Origin of the sequence: Paenibacillus yonginensis, assembly GCF_001685395.1 — a bacterium.
Classification (GTDB): Bacteria; Bacillota; Bacilli; order Paenibacillales; family Paenibacillaceae; genus Fontibacillus; species Fontibacillus yonginensis.
Genome location: NZ_CP014167.1, coordinates 4066818 through 4084231, shown reverse-complemented (window position 1 = coordinate 4084231; position 17414 = coordinate 4066818). Strand labels below are relative to the sequence as shown.

The 17414-nt window shown below is 44.3% G+C and carries 14 protein-coding genes; 8 read left to right on the top strand and 6 right to left on the bottom strand.

Annotation, left to right across the window (positions count from 1 at the left end; all coding sequences use genetic code 11):
• Positions 1-87: 87 nt before the first annotated feature.
• Positions 88-714 carry a hypothetical protein gene (locus tag AWM70_RS18595; protein ID WP_068698893.1) on the top strand — a complete coding sequence of 209 codons (627 nt, stop codon included), beginning with the start codon at positions 88-90 and terminating at the stop codon, positions 712-714.
• Positions 715-782: 68 nt separating this feature from the next.
• Here AWM70_RS18595 and AWM70_RS23315 read toward each other — a convergent pair whose 3' ends face one another.
• Genes AWM70_RS23315 through AWM70_RS18585 form a run of 3 tightly spaced genes read right to left on the bottom strand, consistent with a single transcriptional unit; the run spans position 783 to position 1633 of the window.
• Positions 783-1007: a hypothetical protein gene (locus AWM70_RS23315; protein ID WP_151208773.1), complete on the bottom strand. Its 225-nt coding sequence runs from the start codon at positions 1005-1007 to the stop codon at positions 783-785.
• A gap of 18 nt (positions 1008-1025) precedes the next feature.
• Positions 1026-1331: a DnaA N-terminal domain-containing protein gene (locus AWM70_RS18590; RefSeq protein ID WP_151208772.1), complete on the bottom strand. Its 306-nt coding sequence runs from the start codon at positions 1329-1331 to the stop codon at positions 1026-1028.
• A gap of 32 nt (positions 1332-1363) precedes the next feature.
• Entirely contained in the window at positions 1364-1633 is a 270-nt protein-coding gene (locus AWM70_RS18585) for a hypothetical protein (RefSeq protein ID WP_068698889.1), read from the bottom strand.
• A gap of 903 nt (positions 1634-2536) precedes the next feature.
• Between AWM70_RS18585 and AWM70_RS18580 the strand changes: the two genes are divergently transcribed.
• Entirely contained in the window at positions 2537-3631 is a 1095-nt protein-coding gene (locus AWM70_RS18580) for a hypothetical protein (RefSeq protein WP_068698887.1), read from the top strand.
• A gap of 331 nt (positions 3632-3962) precedes the next feature.
• On the opposite strand, the gene AWM70_RS18575 is transcribed toward AWM70_RS18580, so the two are convergent.
• Together AWM70_RS18575 and AWM70_RS18570 are read right to left on the bottom strand one after the other, a co-directional pair.
• A complete protein-coding gene (locus AWM70_RS18575; RefSeq protein ID WP_068698885.1) occupies positions 3963-4871 on the bottom strand; it encodes a tyrosine-type recombinase/integrase in 909 nt (302 codons plus the stop codon).
• 283 nt (positions 4872-5154) lie between these two features.
• On the bottom strand, positions 5155-6126 hold the full coding sequence (locus AWM70_RS18570; protein ID WP_068698883.1) for a DNA-methyltransferase: 972 nt from the start codon (positions 6124-6126) through the stop codon (positions 5155-5157).
• Positions 6127-6217: 91 nt separating this feature from the next.
• Between AWM70_RS18570 and AWM70_RS24360 the strand changes: the two genes are divergently transcribed.
• The 5 genes from AWM70_RS24360 to AWM70_RS18550 all read left to right on the top strand — a co-directional run bounded on the left by AWM70_RS24360 (position 6218) and on the right by AWM70_RS18550 (position 14154).
• Complete coding sequence (locus AWM70_RS24360; RefSeq protein WP_068698881.1) at positions 6218-6436, top strand: helix-turn-helix domain-containing protein; 219 nt, start codon at positions 6218-6220, stop codon at positions 6434-6436.
• Between the two features lie 20 nt (positions 6437-6456).
• A complete protein-coding gene (locus AWM70_RS18560) occupies positions 6457-7068 on the top strand; it encodes a BglII/BstYI family type II restriction endonuclease (RefSeq protein ID WP_068698879.1) in 612 nt (203 codons plus the stop codon).
• Between the two features lie 476 nt (positions 7069-7544).
• A complete protein-coding gene (locus AWM70_RS22965; protein WP_083180420.1) occupies positions 7545-7688 on the top strand; it encodes a small acid-soluble spore protein P in 144 nt (47 codons plus the stop codon).
• A gap of 292 nt (positions 7689-7980) precedes the next feature.
• Positions 7981-12972 carry a discoidin domain-containing protein gene (locus tag AWM70_RS18555; RefSeq protein WP_068698877.1) on the top strand — a complete coding sequence of 1664 codons (4992 nt, stop codon included), beginning with the start codon at positions 7981-7983 and terminating at the stop codon, positions 12970-12972.
• 267 nt (positions 12973-13239) lie between these two features.
• Positions 13240-14154: a YitT family protein gene (locus AWM70_RS18550; protein WP_068698875.1), complete on the top strand. Its 915-nt coding sequence runs from the start codon at positions 13240-13242 to the stop codon at positions 14152-14154.
• A gap of 103 nt (positions 14155-14257) precedes the next feature.
• On the opposite strand, the gene tadA is transcribed toward AWM70_RS18550, so the two are convergent.
• A complete protein-coding gene (tadA, locus tag AWM70_RS18545) occupies positions 14258-14749 on the bottom strand; it encodes a tRNA adenosine(34) deaminase TadA (RefSeq protein WP_068698873.1) in 492 nt (163 codons plus the stop codon).
• Positions 14750-15104: 355 nt separating this feature from the next.
• Here tadA and AWM70_RS18540 point away from each other — a divergent pair, with 355 nt between their 5' ends.
• On the top strand, positions 15105-17411 hold the full coding sequence (locus tag AWM70_RS18540) for a HAMP domain-containing sensor histidine kinase (protein WP_068698871.1): 2307 nt from the start codon (positions 15105-15107) through the stop codon (positions 17409-17411).
• Positions 17412-17414: the final 3 nt, after the last annotated feature.

The following is a 17414-nucleotide window of genomic DNA, read 5'->3' as shown; positions in this document are numbered from 1 at the left end:
TAATAAAAATAGTCTTTAGAATATATTTTTGTTATAATTTCCTTACATAATCCTAGAAGAAGGAGAAGTAGGGGGATAAAATACAACATGAAAAAGACTATAGTCATTTTAATTGTATTACTAATTGCATTGACCGCCTGTAGTAAGAACAAAGGAATTCAGCAAGAGACAAATAATCAAAATGTTGTTGCGGCAGATAAATCAGTTTGCAGTAATGATAATATTAGCGAATCGAATTTTGAAGATTATATTCTTTGTTTAACTGATAATCAAAAATATTCAGATGTTGTGAATGAAATAAGTTCAAATCAAAATGAGAATAGTGAACTCCTATCGGTAATAAATACATATTCAGCCTGTATGACAGGTTCTGCGTTAACGGATGAGTGTATGCAGGTGTCAGATAGTATCAAGAGTTTGTATGATAAAGAAATTCTTAATCTTGCGAGGTACTTTAATTACGTTAATAGAATTAGCGATAGGGCGATCGCCGAAGCAGAAGCAGACAAGGTCAAGGCGATTCAAGACTTTAATGAGAAGTACTATAATCCACAGATCGGAATGACAAAGGAGAAAGTGGAAGAATCGAGGTGGGGTGAGCCTGCCAAAATTAATAAAACTACTACAGAATACGGTGTACATGAACAATGGGTCTATGGTGGGGGACGTTATGTTTACTTTGAAGATGGTATAGTAACGTCGATTCAAGAATAATTTATTTATCAAAAAGCCAGAAGAATAATACATCCTCCTGGCTTTTTTGCGAATTGAAATTGCTCCGCTTATCCAAAACTCCCACCGCCACGAAAATCATCGTCATCATTTCCCATGATTTTGTCGATTAAGTCTTTAAGGTCTTTTCTGTAGAATGTTAGAATCAATGCCAGATTCACTGCTGTAAAAACAATTGAAACTGCTGATTGTTTAATTCCAACAAGTATTTCTAAAAAGGTTTCCAGAACACAAGCGAGACTTCCGCAGAACATTATTGTTCTCAAACGACGCATAAACCCTCCAATTGATCGTCAGGCGTCATGTTTCTTTCTTGGAACCAATACAAACTCTAGGTTGTAGTCCTTCCCTGTAATTGATTTCAATGTTTCTAAAATTAATTTTGAATATCTGACTTCCAGCCACTCCATTTTCAGTTGGGTATCTGTACCGAAAATTATACGGTCAATATCTAACTCTTGAATTGAAATATCGCTGAACCAATAAGCAAATGCAGGAGCCGATAACTGTTTACTCATACTTTCCAGTAGTTTTTTCAGTAGAAGGAGCATGTTTTCTTCCTGATCTATCAATTTGTTGTCATTGTTGTTCTGACTCATAGCCCCGCCCCAATTCTGAATAAAATATGAGTTCAATTGACTTGGCGCTCCATGTTTTTTCGAGTTAAATTCTGTAGGATTTCAAGAATAATATAATTTTTTTCTTCAATTACACTCATACGATGGTGTAATCGCTCCAAATTTTCATTTATCAAACTAGCTTGATCCAAGACATGAATTTCATAGGTGCTTTCTGCCCCCATTGCCTTATCAAGAGAGTCAAAGAATAAATCACAATAGTATGTTGTTATCCACTCTTTCTGCCACTCAGTTTTTGCTTCAATAAGAAAGTGACTTCCCATAACCGCTATAATATCAAGATTACGAAACTAAAAATCATATTCAAGATCAGAAACTGAACCCCTAATGATGGAGTAAAAAGTGTCAGCAATTATCCTACCCCGTGCCGAACTCTCTCTAATCTCTTTAAGGCTCATTTGTAATCAACTCCTAGCAATTCGAAATGTTTCTCAAAACCAATACAAGACCATTAGAAGTAAAAACTGTAGATGATAATTCAAAGTGATTATAACTGAAAACTAACTAAAAGTAAATTAATACATAAAAGTAAGTAAATGCCAAAGAAAGTACTGACTATGTATTACATGTTCTAAAAACGAGTTGATTTTTTTTACGTGGTGGGTGTGTTCTCAATAATCTAAAAACCGTTCTTTACCACCCTTATATAACAATTTAGAAGAACATTTTTCACATAAATATATATGTGTAATCGAGTATATAATATTTGTTAAATAAGGGTGGAGATGAACGGATTTTATGAATATTAGAAATTGCAAAACGCTAGCCAACGGATTTATAGTGGGAATATTTCGATTGTTGCCGAAACTGTAGAATAAGTTAGAAGAAAGCCATTTACTATTGTGTAAGGGCAAAAAATAAGCAATTCACATGAACTGACTCAATTATTATGGGTTGGTTTTTTTATGCCCAAATAATCTGGTTGAGGTGATCTTTTATGAAAGCGGAGCAGGATTTTTTCTTCTGTTATAACGCAAAACTGATGGGATTTTTGAAGCGTAATGGGTTTAGCTACATCTGTTCTGCCTTGCATGAAAAGAGTGGTAATAAGTTCTGGTTGTTCCATAGAAGCACAGAGTTACAAACGCATATTGATAGTTTTAATGGTTAGTTTTTGACAATTGGATATTCAATCATATGGGATAAATAGACAGGAGAGATGGCAAATGGCGAGAAAAAGACAATCTTTCTTTACGGAAAAGGAAATGAGAAGGTTACTGCGGGTTAAAAGCTATCAAAATTATGTGCATATGCCAAATGAAATTTACTCAGATTTCAGTAGCGCATTTGCTGAATTGAAGGATGAAACAGATGTAAATACAAGATCGTCTCACGTTGCATATGCGTTTTGTTACACTTTCTTGGCTCACTATATGTGGCGATATGCACAGTATTACAGTTGGGATGATAAGAAGGGTGAGGTGCCAATCAATGAAGCAATCATTAAGCAATTACTGGGGTTTCCTGCAAAATCAGAAGCATATACTTATTTGACCAAAAACAAAGTTGGTATTTTGGAACAGATTGGTTATATTCGAAAGGTTACTGATAAGCCAATCAGTTATTATTGGGACGAAGATGGAATTGAGTTATATTTCGAAATGGAGAGTGAAAGTAATTCACCAAAAAGGACTAACCATAAGGGATGGAAAGTGGCAATGCCAATTAAAGGTATTTGGAGAAAGCCAGAGGATGCAACAACTTCTGGTTATGAAACAGGCACATTCCATTTACTCGATAATACGCACATGGTTCATATAGAAACGTTTATCTTCTGCATTACACATCCAGAGTTGGGCGTTGAAGGATTTTATTTGTATTGCTTCTTGTGTAGTCAGTTCGACAAGTTTCCAAGGGGGTACGACTGTTCTAAGCAGCGTATGGCACGATTAACTGGTCTTTCCATTGATGAAGTGAAGAAACAACTCGAAAATTTAGAGAGGTACAACATGATTACAAATGACCATAAACCGTGGTGTTACGATAAACCAGACGATAAAGAAACAAAAGCAAACACTTACACTGTTCTTGATTATTCAGAATTTGCACATAACTTGATGCAGTTGAATACCATTCCGAAACAGCGTAGGATTTCGGCAGAGGAATACGAGCGTACAATTGGATGGGCAAACGAAAAAGAGATTGCTGATAATATCGTGGACATCAACACAGGAGAAATAATTAGACCTGCTGAACCGAAATTCTCTGTTGAGAACATTGATATTTCGGATTTAGACGATTTACCTTTTGATTTTCGCTGAGCAATCTATTGAGGGAAAGGGCTTGCTTTTTATTTTAGTGGAATGATAAATGATTTATGCAAAGGGAATAATCCGTAGTTTGGCGATTGAACGCCGTATTTCAGATGAACTATTTTTCATGGAGAGTTTGTCATCTATTTGATAACGTTGAGTGAAGACATTGATGTTAACTAACACCTGTCATTTGTTGCATTCCAGGCTATATTGTTTCGTATCGTGAAAAAATTAATATGGCTTTCTGTCTAGATGTGTTGGGGGCGAATCTTGACAGGGGAAAGAATAGGGAACTATAAACCGTCCCCCGGTGAAGCACCACGTTAGCCATTGAACATTACAAGTTCCTTAGAGCATTAAGCTGCTCTTGATGGCTTGGGTCGATGTAAATCGCGGTAGTCTGAATGTTCTCGTGACGTGCTAAACGTCTTATGACTTCTATTGACGTTCCAGAGTTGGCAAGATTCTTGCAGAAGGAGTGACGAAATCTATGAGGAGATATATGATCCATATTTGCAAGTTTGGCGTATTTGTCCAACATAACCTGTATGCCCCGCGACGTAAGCTGTCCTGTACGTTGTGAGACGAACAGATAAGGGGAGTGAATGTATTTGTCATCCATCAATGCTTGACGCTGTTTGAGCCAATTACGAAGGTTCTTGCTATACTTGCCTATCAGTGTTACAGTAGCGTACTTACCTTTCTTTCCTTCTCTAATCGTAAGTGTAACGTCTCCATTAATCTTAACATCTTCGATTTTAAGTTTCTCAACCTCTGCAACGCGCAAGCCTGCATAAAGCATCAGATCAATAATGGTGAGATTTCGAAGACGCTTAAACTCGTTCTTTTCCAAGTCTATATAACTAATGAATCGGTCTTGTTCTTCTTTGGTCATCCATTTTGAAATGCCTGTCTCACCAATCTGTTCAGAAGACTGAACTTTTTGAATCTTGATCCTTGTCATTGGGTTATCATAATTAACCCCAATATCGTAAAGATAGGCGAAGTATGTCTTTAGCGAAGCAGTTGCTTTGTTGATTGTTGCTTGTCTACGGTTCAAGGTGTGTTTTATGTACCCAATATACTCTTTTATGTCGATGGGCTTAACATCAGAGATCGGCTTTTCATCATATGTACCATCAAGCCATTCATGAAATTGTCCGACAGTGGTTCTGTATGCGGAAATTGTCTTCTCATCTTTCCCTTCATCTTTAAGCCAACCTAGAAAACTATTAATATGCTCCATATAGATTCCTCCTGCAAAAAGTGTTCTACGAAGTGAAAAAATATCATTAGATAGTGTTCTGCGAATAGTATACCATGTTGAATTATAAAATTATACGTAGAATAATAATTCTACGATTAATAATACCGATCAAAATAATTACGTGGAAAGGAATGGTCTTAGTTTAAACTGGCCGTAACGCTTTACATAGATAACAGTAAGTCATTATAAAGACAAGTTAATTTTGTTATATATCACGGAGAATAACAAAAGAGCACCTCATAGGGCGCCCTTTGTAACACAATTACGATTTATGATAAATGGAATCCTTAGAGGTAAGCCATTCTTCTGGTATTGAAGATACTTTTTCTTTTCCTGTTGGCTTATAGACCTCCTTACCTAAAGGCCTCAATTCAAGCTTTCCATTAGCAAAGGCTCTAATTCTGTCAATTCCTACATTAATATATGATAACTCTTTATCAATCCCAATAGCATTTCTCTTATGCTTAATTGCAGCAATTATGGAAGAGGAAACCCCAGCATATGGGTCTAACACAGTATCATTTTCATTTGTTAAGGCAAGTACTAAGCGTTCAATTAATTCCACAGGATATTGGCAAGGATGTACTGTCTTTTCTGGATGGTTAGACTTTACATTAGGAATATCCCAAACTAACTCATCCCAATCTTCAATAAGTATATCCCACACATCTTCTGGATTCTTTCCTTTGGGATTTCCTGATAACTGACCCTTCTTTTCTCCTTTGAAATGTTTTTTTCCTGGGTACTTTGCTGGGATTCGTACATCATCAAGATTAAATGTGTAATCATTTGATTTTGTAAACCATAGAATTGTCTCATATCTTCCTGAAAACCTATTTTTTGCATGCAAACCATGTCCGAACCGCCACACAATTCTGTTACGAAGATAAAGATTATGCTTTTTAAATATATTGTAATAATAAATATCTAGTGGGAACACTTCACCCTTATCAACATAATTTCCAACTTGCCAACAAATGCTACCATCTTCACTGACAATTCTTATTAACTCTTGTATTACCTTTTCTTGTGATAATAGGTAATTCTCAATTGAAGTTTTTGTTTCATATTCTTTGCCCACATTATATGGTGGGGAAGTAACAATTAACTTTGTCGAGTTTGAAGGTAGAGATTTCAAATATTCAAGGGTATCGCCATGATGCAATACAACTTTAGGTAAATTAATTTCTGGGCTGAGGCTATGTAAAATTTCCTCATTTCTGTAAGTCTTCATAAAAGCACCTCATCATTGTGTGATTACCACACATTTTATCATTCTTTTTGTTATAGAATCAAGACATATATATTATACAGGGAAGATTACAATGAGAGATAGAAATATTATTGGAAATAGAATCAAATACTTTAGGAGATTGAGGAATCTCACACAAGAAGAATTAGCGGCGAAACTTAATGTAATGGGACTTAACATTGATAGACCCATGGTATCGAGAATTGAAAGTAGGTCAAGAGAGATTACAGATATAGAGATATTAGCTTTTTCCAAAGTATTAAATATCTCTGTAGATGAACTGTTTAAGTGAAACAAGGGGGGATGCAATAAGTGAAAGTTGGGGCACAATACTCTCATCTTAATGGCTTTGAGTATTTGAAAGTACATAAACCAGAGATTTTGGATGAAATTTATGAAGTTATATACCGAATTGACGCAGAAAAGTGTAAGACTAAGTTAAGCGAAGAAAGAACAAAATACGGTAAGCTCCTCTATAGTCCGGGAGACATGAATAAAGCATTCAAAGATGAGCTTGAAAGGCGGGATTGGAAAGAAGAGCGATACAAATACTTTGTGACGGATGATGAAGACCTCACAAGAAAAATACTAACATTGTCACCCAAAAAACAAAAAAAGGAAATTGAAGAAGCTGGAAAAATTCCTTTTGAATCTTATAATCAAACAGACTTCGTTAAAAATAGAACTGCTGTAGAACTTCAATTCGGCAAATATTCATTTGTAGCGTTTGATATTTTTGTTAAACATATGGGGTTTTACATTGCAGATAAAATTGATGTTGGAATAGAAATATTGCCAATGAGGAAATTGTTAAATGAAATGTCATCTGGTCCCTCTTATTATGAACGGGAATTACAACATATAATAAGACAAGGCAGAGGAAACCCACCATTTCCATTTTTACTTATAGGAATAGAGCCGTAGCGTAAAAAAGACCGTCGAAAATAATTTTCGACGGTCTTATGTTTAACTATTGATGATGATACTTTGTGTTTTGTTTTGCAATTGACGGATGATTTAATTAATATTAAGATGAAATCATCCAACGGTCGCGTACCGAAACTAACGTTTTAACTCAGACCGCTGTAGCGGTTCAACGATAAAGTGCCATAAACTCAGTCAGTACAAGGGACGGTGGTTTTTTATAACGAGGGGCGGTCTTGAAAACCGTTAGGGTGCAAGCCCACGTGGGTTCGAATCCCACTCTCTCCGCCATACATACAGCTGATTACCGTGGTTCCCGAGTTAAGGGGGCTGCGGTTTTTTTGTTTATCCCGGAGATTTATTCCGCTTGCGGATTGGGGAAGCGGGTTTGCATATAATGCAGCTCTTCTTCGCATGTTAGTAAGGACGGTCTGTAACAAGTCCATAACATCCATTTTGAATGAGGAGGGACAAGGATGAGCAAACCCAAAAGCATGCCGGTTCCCGGTGTACAGCCCAAGCAGGAGCGTCATCAAGGAAACGGCGGACCTGAGCCGCTGTCCGGTTCCAAGAAAGTGAAGACCCGGAACCACGTCAGTCATAACAATCCGGAGGGTTAACGAAGAACGGAACCGGTCGGGCCTGGCTGGTCTTTGCCTTTCGTGCTTGCCGTTCGCTTTAGGATAGAAGAAATGAACATAGTTTTTTGTTATAAGGTCGGACTTAGGTCTGATCTTATTTGTTTTTTTATGCCTTATTATACATAAATTTTAGTTCCTAGCTCCTATCTTTGGAGGTTTAACGCGCCAGGGCGCCAAAAAACAGGATTGAGGAGCCGATAAAAAAGTAGAGCAGTGAGACAAAACAATTTATTAACCACTGTTCTATAATTCAATATAAAGGAGAGTAGTTATGTACAAGTTTGTTGCAGCCAGAAGCAGAGCCCGCGTTCTTTGGGCATATGCTTTAATGGCTCTGCTGCTGATGATCGGCAGCGTGCCGTCCCTGCCTGCTCTAACCGCTCATGCGGCTGAACCTGAGGATTACCTGCTTTCGTTAAACCGGCCGGTTTATGCCTCATCCTCTTTGGGCGGCAATACGCCTGATTTGGCGGTGGATGGGAATGTGAACAGCCGCTGGGAAAGCGAATGGCAGAAAGATCCGCAATGGATTTATGTGGATTTAGGAGCGAGCGCGACGATCAGTAAAATAAGCGTAAATTGGGAAAATGCGTATTCCAGCGCATATACCCTTCAAGTTTCCGAAGATGAGCTTCATTGGGACAATATTTCCCCGGTAATACAAGGGAAAGCCGGCGAAGTCAGCACAGACGTGTCCGGAAAGGGACGTTATGTCCGTCTTTACAGTACGGAACGCGCCCAGCAGGCTTACGGCGTTTCGATCTTCGAGTTTAACGTATACGGAACCGGCGGCGTTGGCGGGCCTCCGAAACCGGCAGCTCCGAATCTTGCCTTGAATAAGCCGGTAAAGGCTTCTTCTCTGGAGATTGACGAGCCAAGCAGATCGGATGAAGATAAAGCCAAAATGGAAGAGAAGAACTACCTGGCGAAAAATGCAACCGACGGAAATCCGGACACTCGCTGGTCTTCCATCTATAAGGATAACGAATGGATCTATGTCGATTTGGGCCAGGAAAGCGAGATCGGCAGCGTAGCCTTCAAATGGGAAGCCGCGTTTGGACGTGCTTACGATATCCAGGTTTCGGATGATGCCGAGCATTGGACAACGATTTACCGTCAGCTCAACGGCAATGGCGGTAAAGAAACAATCCCGCTGTATGCCAAAGCCCGTTATGTGAAAATGGCCGGCATTGCCCGCGGATCAACCAATGGTTATTCGTTGTTTGAGTTTGAGGTCCATGCTTACCGCGATGGGGATCCAAAGCCCGTTTATGACATCCCAGATATTCCGGCTGCCTCTGCGGTACAAGTAGGAGCAGGCAGCTACGAGATTAACGATATTACCCAATTAGAACCCAAAAACCCTACATATCGAACATCCGACATCGATACGCCGATTCCATCCAACGACTGGTGGCAATCGATCCTGATTTCCAATCTGGGCGACGGAAACAGCTTGATTACCCTGCCGCTTAAGAATTGGTACACGAAACAGGGCCTTGCTGTGTTAAACCCTGGGGCCGGTTATGCCCATGGGGATTCCATTGATGCCGATGGAGATCCGGATTTGTATCTTTCCAGCAACAATATCAATCCAGCCAACATAGAAACGAAAATTTCCGGCTATGGCGATTATTCCGCCAGCGTGATCCTCAGTGATGACGATACAGCCAAAATGACCACCACTTTTGTAAAAGGATCGCCTTTTATTTACAATACGTACGAAAATCCGGATGCGGTCATTCTTCAGTCACCGGTCATGACCCGTCTGTTTGATGACAACAACAACCCGGTACTCTTGAACGACGGTGACGTCTACACGGCTGACCATATTGGTCTGGAAGTGACCAACAAGGACAGAGCCCCTACATCGCAAACCTTTGTCCGTCATTATGGGATTTTTACTCCTGAAGGCACGACCTTCATGAAGCTGGGCAATACGATCAAGATTAAGCTTGGCTCCGGCGAGAACTACCTGTCGCTGGCGGCGCTTCCTTCCGCGTCTGAGCTTGGCGAGTATTACCAGCATGCTTATGCTTTTGTTACCGATACGAAAGTGGACTACCACTTTGATGAGAACGTGTCGCTCGTAACGACAAATTTCACAACTTCTACCGAAGTGAAACGTCCGGGCTTCTCGGCCGATACGATCATGACTTTGCTTCCGCATCAATGGAAGATCTCAAACACACCGCTTACGGACTTGAGCTATCCGTCCATCCGCGGCACCCTTAAAGTGAGGGTTGGCAACACGTTTACGACCTCGGACCGTTTTAACGGATTAATTCCGCAGTTTGTCGAACCAAACGATCCGACTTACTCGCGCGCTCAGCTGGTGGCGTACCTAGATCAGCTGGATGCCGATCTGGCCAATGGCTTTATGGTTGAGGATCCTTATTGGCAGGGGAAGAAACTCCATCCTCTCGCCTTGGCGGTGCTGATCAGCGATCAGCTTGGCGATACAGAGCGCAGAGACCAGTATTTGAAAGATCTGAAGACGATTCTGACGGATTGGTACACTTATTCGCCAGATGAACCTTTGCATTCTTATTACTTCCATTACTCGAAGTACTGGGGCTCCCTGATGTCATATGCCAGTGGGTTCGGCATTAACACCGGTCTGACAGACCATCATTTCACTTATGGATATTACATCTTTGCTTCGGCCGTCCTTGCGACTTATGACAAAGAGTTCCTGCGTGATTATGGGGACATGGTAGAAACCCTGATCCGGGACTATGCTAATCCTAACAAGGATGACAGCCAGTTCCCTTGGTTCCGGAATTTTGATCCTTATGAAGGCCACTCCTGGGCAGGCGGCTATGCGGATAACCGCAGCGGCAACAACCAGGAGGCTGCCGGCGAATCGCTGTTCAGCTGGGTCGGCGAATACATGTGGGGACTCGTAACCGATAATGATACGTACCGCGATGCGGGTATCTGGGGTTTTACGACGGAAGAGAAAGCCGTTGAGCAGTACTGGTTCAACTATGACGGCGATAACTGGGTGGATGGCTATACCCATGCTACGGCCGGCCAGGTTTATGGCAGTGCGACCGCATTTACAACCTTCTTTGGCGGAGATCCGGAGTATGTCTACGGTATTCACTGGCTTCCGCCAGCGGAATGGATGACTTATTATGGTCGTCAACCGGAGAAGACGGCTGCTGTTTATCAAGGGATGATCAAAGATTTGGGCGGACAGCCGGAACGCACCTGGTTCCATATCATTTGGCCGTTCGAATCGATCTTCGATCCGGATTCCGTACTGAGCAAGTGGGATACCACGAATATGCAGCAAAATGAGGCCTTTAACGCCTACTGGTTCGTACACAGCATGGAAACGCTTGGACACCGGAGCGCCGATATTTGGGCCGACGATCCTGCAGTCACCGTGTACAACAAAGATGGCGTATACACCGCTCAAATCTGGAACCCTTCGGAAAGCGCCAAAACCATTCATTTCTTCAATAAAGACGGGGCTCTCGGATCTGCAACCGTGTATGCAAATGCACTGGTATCCGTGAATCCGCTGAAAAACACCGTGCTGGATGGTCCAGATCCAACGAAGGGCATTAAATACCTGGATCGCTCAACTTGGATGATTACCGCTTCGAAAACCGGTGAACCTGTGGAACATCTGACGGACAATGATTTGTCCACACGCTGGTCCTCAGGCAAAACGCAGGAAGCTGGTGACTGGCTGCAGATCGACCTGGGCGCTGAACAGTCCTTTGATACCTTGTTTATGAACTCGGGAACGAACTGGAACGATTATGCCCACGGTTATGAGGTCTATGTATCGAAAGACGGACAGGATTGGGGCGAACCTGTAGCAAGTGGCAGCGGAAGCTCGCCAAGCCTCGCTATATCGTTCCCGGCCTTGCAGACGGCTCAATTTATTAAAATCGTCCTGACTGAACCTAATGATAGCTGGTGGTCGATTTCGGAAATCAAGCTGGCGGAGTTTGGCGCTTCTTCTGCGGAAATTCCTTCGGGCGATGGCGATGACAGCGGTGCCCCGGATGACCGTCCGGCTTGGACCGTAACGGCCTCGTCCACCCAAGGCACCGACGTACCGGCCAATATGCTGGATGGAGACCGCGGCACACTCTGGACGAACGGCAGTCCACAAACGAATGGCCAATGGCTGCAAGTGGACCTCGGCAGCAAGCAAACCTTTGATTCCGTTACTTTGGATTCCGGTTACGCCGCTGATGATTATCCGCGGGGGTATCAACTGTTCGTGTCCGAGGATGGCGACAGCTGGGGAACGGTCGTTGCAGCCGGCAGCGGCCAGGCCGGAACGATGACCATCACTTTCCCGATCCAGAATGCCCGTTATATCCGAATGGTGCAAACCGGCGAAGCGGACAAATGGTGGTCGATTGCCGAACTGAATGTCGGCAATGACGGAATCGGCAAACAACAACCGGTTATATCTGACGGCTGGACCGTCACGGCTTCTTCCACGGCAGGCGGGGAGGATCCTCAAGCCATGTTGGATGGAATCCGGGATACGCGCTGGTCGACGGGAAACCCGCAAACAAATGGTGATTTTGTAGTTCTTGACCTGGGTCAGGAACAAACCTTCGACAAGGTCGTTATGGACAGCGGCAATAATGCCGACGACTACGCAAGAGGTTATGAAGTTTATGTTTCGAATGATGGCGAGAGCTGGGGAAATCCGGTTGCGTCGGGTGAAGGCAAGAGCTCTCTGGTCACGGCAGCTTTCCCGCTGCAAACCGCTCGTTATGTGAAGCTTGTCCAAACCCGATCGGATTCTCACTGGTGGTCCATCTCCGAGCTGCAGCTCTTTACGGCTGATTTGAATCCCAGTCTTCCGGACAGCGGCAAGGCTGAGCCGCTGCCGCTTGATCGGTCTGCATGGATCGTTACGGCATCAACCAGCGCAGACGATGCTCCTGCAGGGGAGTTGATCGACGGAAATAAAGCCACACGCTGGACCACCGGCGCGGGGCAGACACCTGGTCAATGGATTCAAATTGATTTAGGCAGTCCTAAGAGCTTCAAGAAGCTGACGATGGACTCGGCGGGAAGCAGCAATGATTATGCCCGCGGCTATCAAATCCTGATTTCGGAAGACGGCGAGCAGTGGGCTCCGCTGGCTCAGCAAGCCGGCAGCTCGGCTTATATGGAAGAGGTCTTCCCGGTTCAAACGGCTCGTTATGTGAAGATTGTCCAAACCGAGGAAGAGCCGGCCTGGTGGTGGTCCATTGCCGAGCTGAATCTTTATAATTGATCCTGCCAGCTAAAGCAGTATCCTCCTGATTGAATTTGGAGCTGTTCCTGAAAGCCGTTCAGACTTTCGGACAGCTCCATTTTTTATCCTTGCCTGGGGAATAAATGCAATTTACTTTGATGTGAAGCAAGTTAACAGCAGACATCCGAGGGATTTAGTGTCATAATAAAAGAATAGGGCCCAATGTGAGAATCTGGTCATAAGGGCTTCGAAATCAGTCTAAACGGAGTCTGAGATCTACACTTTATGGAAGAGAGGTGTAATGATATGTTCCATTTAGCCAACGGCGAACATGGCCTGCAGGAGGCCCAGCTTCCTCCTACACAGCATAACAGGCGTTCGCTTGCCAATATTTTAGGCCGGTGCTTATCGATTATTATCGGCGGGGTTATTTATGCGGTAGCGCTTGAGCTGTTTCTGGTTCCTAACCGGATTACGGATGGAGGGATAACAGGCATTGCGGTTATAGCTGCCCATTTAAGCGGCTGGTCCCTGGGGTTGTTCCTGTTCCTGCTTAATCTTCCCTTTCTCTTGATCGGCTACAGGCAGATCGGCAAAACGTTTGCTTTATCCACTCTGCTGGGGATTTCCGTGATGTCAGTTGTGACCGTCCTGCTGCACCACGTAGACGGGGTTGTGCAGGATACGCTGCTCGCGTTCGTGTTTGGCGGCATTCTGCTGGGACTTGGTTCGGGCATAGCCATTCGCTTTGGCGGGTCTTTGGACGGGACGGAAATTATTGCGATACTGCTGGCGAAGAAGCTGCCGTTTTCAGTCGGAGAAATCATCATGTTCTTTAACCTGTTCATCCTGGGAAGTACGGGTTTTGTGTTTAACTGGAATTCCGCATTGTTCTCTATATTAGCTTACTATATTGCCTCCAAAGCCATTGATATTACGGTAGACGGCTTAAATGAATCGAAATCGGTCTGGATTATCAGCGATCGCATACAAGACATTGGCGATGCGATTCTAAGCAGGCTTGGCCGCGGGGTCACTTATTTATCCGGCGAGGGCGGTTTCTCTGGAGATCCGAAACGGGTGATCTTCTGTGTTATTACTCGTCTGGAAGAGGCCAAACTGAAGGAGATTGTGAATCATTTTGACGAGAACGCCTTTCTGGCTGTCGGCAATATTCACGACGTCAAAGGCGGACGTTTTAAGAAACGAGATATTCATTAACTAGGGAAATGCCTATAAGGTGGATAAGCATGGAGAAAGCAGCTGCCTGCCTTATATTTCATCAACAAGAGCCCGCACCGGGAATCCGGGCGGGCTCTTCTGTTTATTTCCGGCGCAGGCGGCGGAAGAAATCGCTTAGCAGGGAGCTGCATTCCTCTTGAAGGACGTTTGCAACGACCTCCGTCCTGTGATTGAAACGCGGCTCCTGCAGCAAATTCATCAGCGTGCCCGCGCAGCCGGCTTTGGGATCGGTTGTCCCGTAAATAACGGCGGGGAGCCGGGATTGCACAATCGCCCCGGCGCACATCGGACACGGCTCCAGGGTAACGTAAAGCCGGCAGTCCAGCAGCCGCCAGGCATCCAGATGCTCACTGGCCTGGCGGATTGCAATCATTTCGGCATGAGCCGTAGAATCATGTGTGGTTTCTCGGAGATTATAACCACGGCCGATAATCTCGTTATTTTTGACGATAACCGCCCCTATGGGCACTTCTCCGATAGCCTCGGCTTTCTTGGCCTCCTCTATGGCCTGGCGCATCCAGTATTCATCTGAATAGCGTTCAGCTGGGAAGGGGGTCGCTTCGGTTTCAGTCATGGTTGACAAACAGCTCCTTGCAAATAGTTTGTGGATATTATCCAACGAACACTCATTCGATTGTTAACATGATGTTGATAAACCTGTGCATAACCCAGCTATTATCCACAGAATTATTAACAATGTTGAATAAATGCTGTGGAATTGTGCACAGTTTGTGGACAAAATGTTGATGAATAAATAGGCTCAACAGATTCAGTTTGAAGTGTTCTAGATAGGTTCTTCAAGAACCTGATTATTCTTCATTGTAAACATCCCATTTAGGGTTATCAATGTATAGGCAAATGACGTCGAAAATTGTATCATGTTAGAGTGAGCCAATATTAGCCATTCCTGGCTTGGAGGTGCGGGCAGCTTGTCGATTAGAAGGAAAATGATCCTGTTATTCGTATTTTCGCTCGTTACCATACTGGTTATTAACATGATTCTGATTTATTCCCGGGCGAGAAGCAACCTGCGTGACATGCATGAATCCCAATTGATTTTATTAACGAAGCAGGCGGCGGTATCGCTGGAGCAAAGCAGGGACAGCTTGACCTATTTCGAAGGGGAGCTGGAGGAGAACTTAAAGAGAGCCGCCCAGACAGCCGCAAGCGAGTTGGGTCCCAATTGGAGTGGAGTTACGGTAGAACAGCTGGCTGATCTGAGCCGGAGGACGGGCGTAAGCGGTTTCTCTCTAGTATATAAAAAAGATAATGAGCTGCTGATCGGACAATCCACAGATCCGCAGCGTTTAGGCCGAGCAGTTACCCAAACCTTCGATTCCGCAGATGCTGGTTTTCCATCCTTGGACAACCGCACAAGCGTAGAGATGAAGGCGCCTTTTTGGACGGATTTTGAACAGCTGGGGGCTGACGGAAACGCTGAAGAACAAATGGGTTATTATTATGACGGGCAAAGAAATTATCTGATTCACGTCTTTTTGCGCCAGGAGGATATTCAAAGCGAACTTGCCCAAATGGGGCCTTCGGCGGTGATCGAACGGATTAAGCAGAGCGATCCGAACATTCTGGAGATTACAGGCTTTAGACCGCTTCGGAATGGGGCTGTCCTGCAAGAAGGAGCATCGGCCGTCCAGAATCAGATTCAGTTCGGCAGCTACAGCCTGGTCGATGAGAAAGCAGAGTTGCGGATCCAAGAAGCGTCGGAACAGGGAGAGGCGCGGGTTTCGAATTTATTCCTGGAAGGACAGCATTATATTCAAAGCTACCTGCCGGTTTCCACACCGGATGGAGCGGCATACATTCTTCGTATGGTCTATAGCTATGGGCCGCTGTCTTCCGGATTGGAAGAGCAAATGGTCCTCCATCTTTTGATCTTCCTGTTTGTGCTGCTTCTGGCCCTGCTCAGCATTTATTTCACTTCAAGGGTGCTGATGCGTCCGCTTCGCCATATTCTGGTCAAGGTTCAAGACATGTCGGCAGGTCGGTTTGATACGAGATTATACATAAACAGCCGGGATGAGCTTGGAGTGCTGGCCAAACATATCAACCATATGGCGGACAATCTGGACCATTATACCTCCGAACTGGAGCAGATGAACGAGGAGAACCGTTCCATGCGCGAATATTTGGAGTCGGTCATCAACCAGACGGCTGACGCCATTCATTTGTCCGATCCGCAGTGGCGGGTCATTCGGGTGAATCAAGCCTTTGAGGCCTTATACGGCTGGAGCGAAGACGAAATCGTCGGCGAGCCGCTGCCGTTTGTCCCTTCCTGGGTTTGGGAAGAATGGAAGCAGTGGGAGAAGGCGCTGGCCGAAGGGCATGCGCTGCCAAGTGTGGAGACAGTTCGTCTGCGCAAGGACGGCAGTGAAGTGGAAGTCAGTATTAGCCAATCCCCCATTTTTGATAAAAATAACCGGATTATCGCCTATATCACAATCTCCCGCGATATGACCGAACATAATAAAATGCAGGAGCTGCTGCGCCAGTCTGAGAAGCTGACAACGGTTGGCCAGCTCGCGGCCGGGGTTGCGCATGAGATTCGCAATCCGCTGACGACACTCCGCGGTTTCATGCAGCTGCAGCAGCAAACCCGAGCTCTAAACATCCAGCATGTCGATATTATGTTGTCCGAGCTGGACCGGATCAATCTGATCGTCAGCGAGTTTCTGATTCTGGCCAAGCCGCAGGCCAGCATTTTCCAGAACAAGGATATCCGTTATGTGCTCGGGGATGTTGTCTCGCTGCTGGACAGCCAGGCGCATTTATATGGCATTGAATTCGTGACCGACTTTGAGAAGGAACCGATAGAGGTCTATTGTGAAGAGAACCAGCTGAAGCAGGTGTTCATCAATATTTTGAAAAATGCTATGGAAGCTATGCCCCGAGGCGGCGGCATCGGTCTGAAGATCATCAAGGAGAACAATCAGGCTTTGATCGGCATCATTGACGAAGGCGAAGGCATACCGTTCGAACGGCTGGCGAAGCTTGGGGAGCCTTTTTATACCAGCAAGGAAAAGGGAACCGGACTTGGGCTGATGATCAGCCAGCGCATTATCGAGGCGCACAAAGGCACTCTAAATATAAATAGTATGGTCGGCTGGGGAACGATGGTGACCATTACTTTGCCGCTGGTTCATCCGGATCCGGACGGGGAGGAACAGCCGGTTGTAACTAGTCTGGACAGCGGCGACAGTGGAAAGGATCAGGAGGAATAGAGC